The following is a 261-nucleotide window of genomic DNA, read 5'->3' on the forward strand; positions in this document are numbered from 1 at the left end:
GTTGTAGTCTTTAGCAAGCCAAACAACTACGCCTGACAACATAAATAATGCTATAACGTTCACAATAGCCATTAACCCCATAGATATATCAGCTAAAGTCCACACTAATGGTAGCTCACCCATAGCGCCAAACATCACCATACCTAATACTAACAATCTAAAAATCAACATGCCGTATGCATGGTTATGCTCTAAAAATAATAAATTTGTTTCTGCATAAGAGTAATTAGCAACAATAGATGTGAAAGCAAAGAATAAAAT

The 261-nt window shown here is 34.5% G+C and carries 1 protein-coding gene; it reads right to left on the minus strand.

The genetic code is table 11. From position 1 onward, the window contains the following. Nucleotides 1-261, minus strand: a 261-nt coding sequence (locus tag AAEY68_RS21250) for an alanine:cation symporter family protein (protein ID WP_350586849.1), incomplete at both ends; no start/stop codon positions are given.

Origin of the sequence: Pseudoalteromonas sp. RB2-MNA-CIBAN-0110 (assembly GCF_040309305.1) — a bacterium.
Taxonomy (GTDB): domain Bacteria; phylum Pseudomonadota; class Gammaproteobacteria; order Enterobacterales; family Alteromonadaceae; genus Pseudoalteromonas; species Pseudoalteromonas arctica.